Genomic DNA, 3,108 nt, shown 5'->3' with positions numbered 1-3,108 from the left:
GGCGATCGGGGTGCTGACGTACTCCTTCATTTCTGGGGTGAACTTCTAGGTACGGCAACGACTGAGGTCGTGCCGCAGGACCTGCAAAGCCAACCAGCGAGCAACTAGGACGACAGTTGTGACGGATGTCCCCTCAACGTTAGAGGACGAGTGGCAGCGGATCGCCCAAGGCACCGATGCGTATGCTACTGCCATGGCCGATTGGCAGTCACTGGTAGCGCGAGTACTTCATGGCGAACCGGTCGACGCGGCCGCATTGCAGGCGAAGCTCGGAGCGATGAATTTGGCGTACGCGCGGTTGAATGGTCTGAATTGGCCCGACCTATCAAGCGGGAATGGTGGCTCAGAGGATTGACGGTGCGCCACCCAGACGACGGTGGCCTTCTTCCCTGGACAGGTTCTGTATCGTCCGCACGAGCTTCCTGCGCTTTGACACCTAGCGAACTGCCGTCTTCAGTCAGTCAGCGGTCACTGTCAGATCTGTCGATCCCAAAGGCCACACGCAACTCATCAAGTGCCTCATCAGCTAGGCGAACAGCCTCCTGAAGGTCAATCGGCGGATCGCCATCGGTGGCCCTCTCTGGAGGGTTCAGGGAGAACAAGATCCTCTCGCAGGCGGCGAACCATTTCAATCTGGCCTGGACTCTGGCTGCCTGGGTGCTCATCGATAGACTCATCGTGGACCCAATTCCTGAACAAAACCTGACGCTGCGCTGCAGCAAGTCAACCCCCGATAGTGCCTCTATCATTTTTCGCTTTTTCGCCTAACCTTAGATAGGCGGCAGGTCCCTCTGTTGAGAGCAGAAGAGCGAGGCGATCCCAATGCTCACCGATGGTGGGGCGGAATTTGACTATCGCGAATGGGAAGTACGCGTGGAGATCACGGGTACCGGAGAGGCGTTTTCAGGGCGTGCGGACCTCCTTCGGAAGGGACAGCACAAATGCCGTCTGGTGCTGTCCACGTCGCGCCTCGATGAGACCGCCGCAAGGCTTGCCCTGGGCACGAAAGCTCGCGACTTCATTGACGACTGGATGTCCCGCAACGATACCGGCGAATCGCGATTCTCGGATCTGTAGGGCTCCATCGCAGCGAAGACGACGGCCTCCAGCGCTGGTAGAGGAAGCTTCGGCACCCACCCGACACGGGCGGATCCTCGATGCCGGAGGCCGCCGTCCATCACGCCGTCTTCTCGTGAGCTTTACTCCGGAGCGACGCGCCTTCATGCGCGCCACGATCGCCTCCGAACACCCCGTTCAGGATCGCCGATCCGGTGTTGAGCACGTCCAGGTCCATCGAGTCCTCAACCTTGGGCAGCGGGTATTCCTCGACCACGCGGAGCTCGTGGTGCCTGCGGGCGACGCGCTTGATGTCGGGGGGTGCGGGGCATGGCTAGAGGATAGGGAGTCGAGAATGTAGGGAGGGCGGTCGTCACGCGCATGCGTGCCTCTGCGGTCAGCACTTGAGCACGGCAACGGGGGCGTTTCGAATCACCGTGTGGCAAGGCCGAATATCACCGCCCCAATCAGCGCAACAATGCCGCCACAGATTAGAAGCACCTTCAGAGTTTCGGCACCATCGCCCGGCGCGGTGGCGTTGGTGGCGACCGGCGTCAGTTGCTCGCCACAGTGCTTGCACTTCAGGGCGTCCCGCCTCACCAACTCCCGGCAGGCATGGCATCTTGTGTGCGTGCGCGCGGACGCCACTTCTCCGTTCGCCCGCGCCACTGTCGTGCGGCTGGGAAGCGCCACCGCCAGAATCAGACCGATGAAAGGAGAGAGAAGCAAGGCCAGCAGGAAGAAGCCAAAGCCTGCACGTCCTCTGGCACCGGCAATGATTCCGGCAACCACAGACAGTACGATCCAGAAAGACAGGAAGAACAGAATTTCCATGGAGCCGCGGTGCGTCGTCAATCCTGTATCGCCGTCAGCGCGCCGTTGGTGAATGCCTTCGCCATATACCCACTGTTCGCGTACGCCAGGCGCTGTGGTGGTGCGGTTAATGTGAGAAGGGTAGCCCCAGCCGGTTGTGATCACCTGCTGCGACGTGTCGCCGGGGCGAACGGGTCTATTGAAACGATTGGCATAACGCTCGTCTGCGCGGCGCAGCGCGGCCTCGTTTACGGACTTTTCATGCCACTTGGCATGCCGTTTTGCGACATCTGGGTAATCCCGTGAAAGCAACTCAAAGGGCCTGAGCCGTACGGCATCAGTGGCAGTCGAATCTCCAATATCCCGAACGAAGGCCTTGACCTCACCGTCCGCGACCATAGCCCTTAGCTTTGGGTCATCGATCAGCTGGGCGCAACGTCGGATCGAACTCGTCGCCTTCCAGTAGTCCTTGGCCGCCATCCAATTCCGGTACTCCTGGATTTTTGTGGCTACGTTGTAAGCGCCTGGCCGTGGCATCTTGAGGTGACGTGGCCGGTGGCTGAGCATCGCGTCCATGATGAACATAGTGGATGCGGCTTGGGCGAAGGCGACGGTGTTCGCCTCGCGCTGGCTCGGCGTCGTCGTGCTGACCGTGTTCGTTGTCGGTCGAGCCGCGGCCGTCTCGGCGCGGCGCCGGGCGTCGACCTGGTCGAGCTCAGCCGGCAGGCTGCCACCGGTGGGGCAGCAACTCCTCGATCCGACTGTTCAACTGCGTCGGCATGCGGGTGAGGACGTCCTTCAGGTAGGCCCAAGGCTCGTGCCCGTTGAGCTTGGCCGACTGAAGCAAGCTCATCACGACAGCAGCCCGCTCGCCGGCCARCTGGCTCCCAATGAAGAGCCAATTACGGCGAACATGCATATGAGAGCATGTTCGCCGCAATGCTCAGTCCGCTTTTATGCGAAGTCGGCGTATTGACGTGACGCTCCTGCCGAGTGTACGGACGCGTGCGCGTGCAGGAGCCGCTTCGCATAATCACAGCGCCTGCAGGAACGCCAGCAGGGCCTTGGGCGGGCGGTACTTCGTTTGCTTGACCTGCGGCGCCTTCAAGCGCAGCCGAGTTGAACCGGCGGGCGGTTCGATATACGTTGCCCTATTTTGAAGTGATTCGCGCCAAGATGATCTTGATGGCCGCCCAGGGCATCGACAACGACGAGATCGCCGCTCGCCTGGATACGCGC

General features: G+C 61.1%; 4 protein-coding genes and 1 pseudogene. 1 reads left to right on the top strand and 4 read right to left on the bottom strand.

What is annotated here, in order from left to right:
- Nucleotides 1-461: 461 nt before the first annotated feature.
- The gene (locus AC1DY5_RS49120) at nt 462-665 is read right to left on the bottom strand and encodes a hypothetical protein (RefSeq protein ID WP_478121582.1); all 204 of its coding nucleotides are present in this window, start codon (nt 663-665) and stop codon (nt 462-464) included.
- 157 nt (nt 666-822) lie between these two features.
- Here AC1DY5_RS49120 and AC1DY5_RS49115 point away from each other — a divergent pair, with 157 nt between their 5' ends.
- Nucleotides 823-1,077 carry a hypothetical protein gene (locus AC1DY5_RS49115; RefSeq protein WP_478121581.1) on the top strand — a complete coding sequence of 85 codons (255 nt, stop codon included), beginning with the start codon at nt 823-825 and terminating at the stop codon, nt 1,075-1,077.
- Nucleotides 1,078-1,177: 100 nt separating this feature from the next.
- Here the strand turns inward: AC1DY5_RS49115 and AC1DY5_RS49110 are convergent, their stop codons facing one another.
- The 3 genes and pseudogenes from AC1DY5_RS49110 to AC1DY5_RS49100 all read right to left on the bottom strand — a co-directional run.
- Entirely contained in the window at nt 1,178-1,333 is a 156-nt protein-coding gene (locus tag AC1DY5_RS49110) for a hypothetical protein (RefSeq protein WP_478121580.1), read from the bottom strand.
- A 155-nt stretch (nt 1,334-1,488) separates the two neighbouring features.
- Nucleotides 1,489-2,454, bottom strand: coding sequence for a zinc ribbon domain-containing protein (locus AC1DY5_RS49105; protein WP_478121579.1), 966 nt, complete (start codon nt 2,452-2,454; stop codon nt 1,489-1,491).
- Between the two features lie 130 nt (nt 2,455-2,584).
- Nucleotides 2,585-2,779, bottom strand: a pseudogene (locus AC1DY5_RS49100) (transposase domain-containing protein); the annotation flags it as partial.
- Between the last annotated feature and the right edge of the window lie 329 nt (nt 2,780-3,108).

The sequence above is a fragment of the Variovorax sp. P4_D9 genome, assembly GCF_056401695.1.
The sequence above is the reverse complement of the archived record's forward strand: the minus strand, read 5'-3'. Positions and strand labels throughout refer to the sequence as shown.

What these genes read in the sequence shown, in the direction of transcription:
- AC1DY5_RS49115 (WP_478121581.1), top strand. Translation starts at nt 823, where the DNA reads ATGCTCACCGATGGTGGGGCGGAATTTGACTATCGCGAATGGGAAGTA.
- AC1DY5_RS49105 (WP_478121579.1), bottom strand. Translation starts at nt 2,454, where the DNA reads ATGTTCATCATGGACGCGATGCTCAGCCACCGGCCACGTCACCTCAAG.
- AC1DY5_RS49120 (WP_478121582.1), bottom strand. Translation starts at nt 665, where the DNA reads ATGAGCACCCAGGCAGCCAGAGTCCAGGCCAGATTGAAATGGTTCGCC.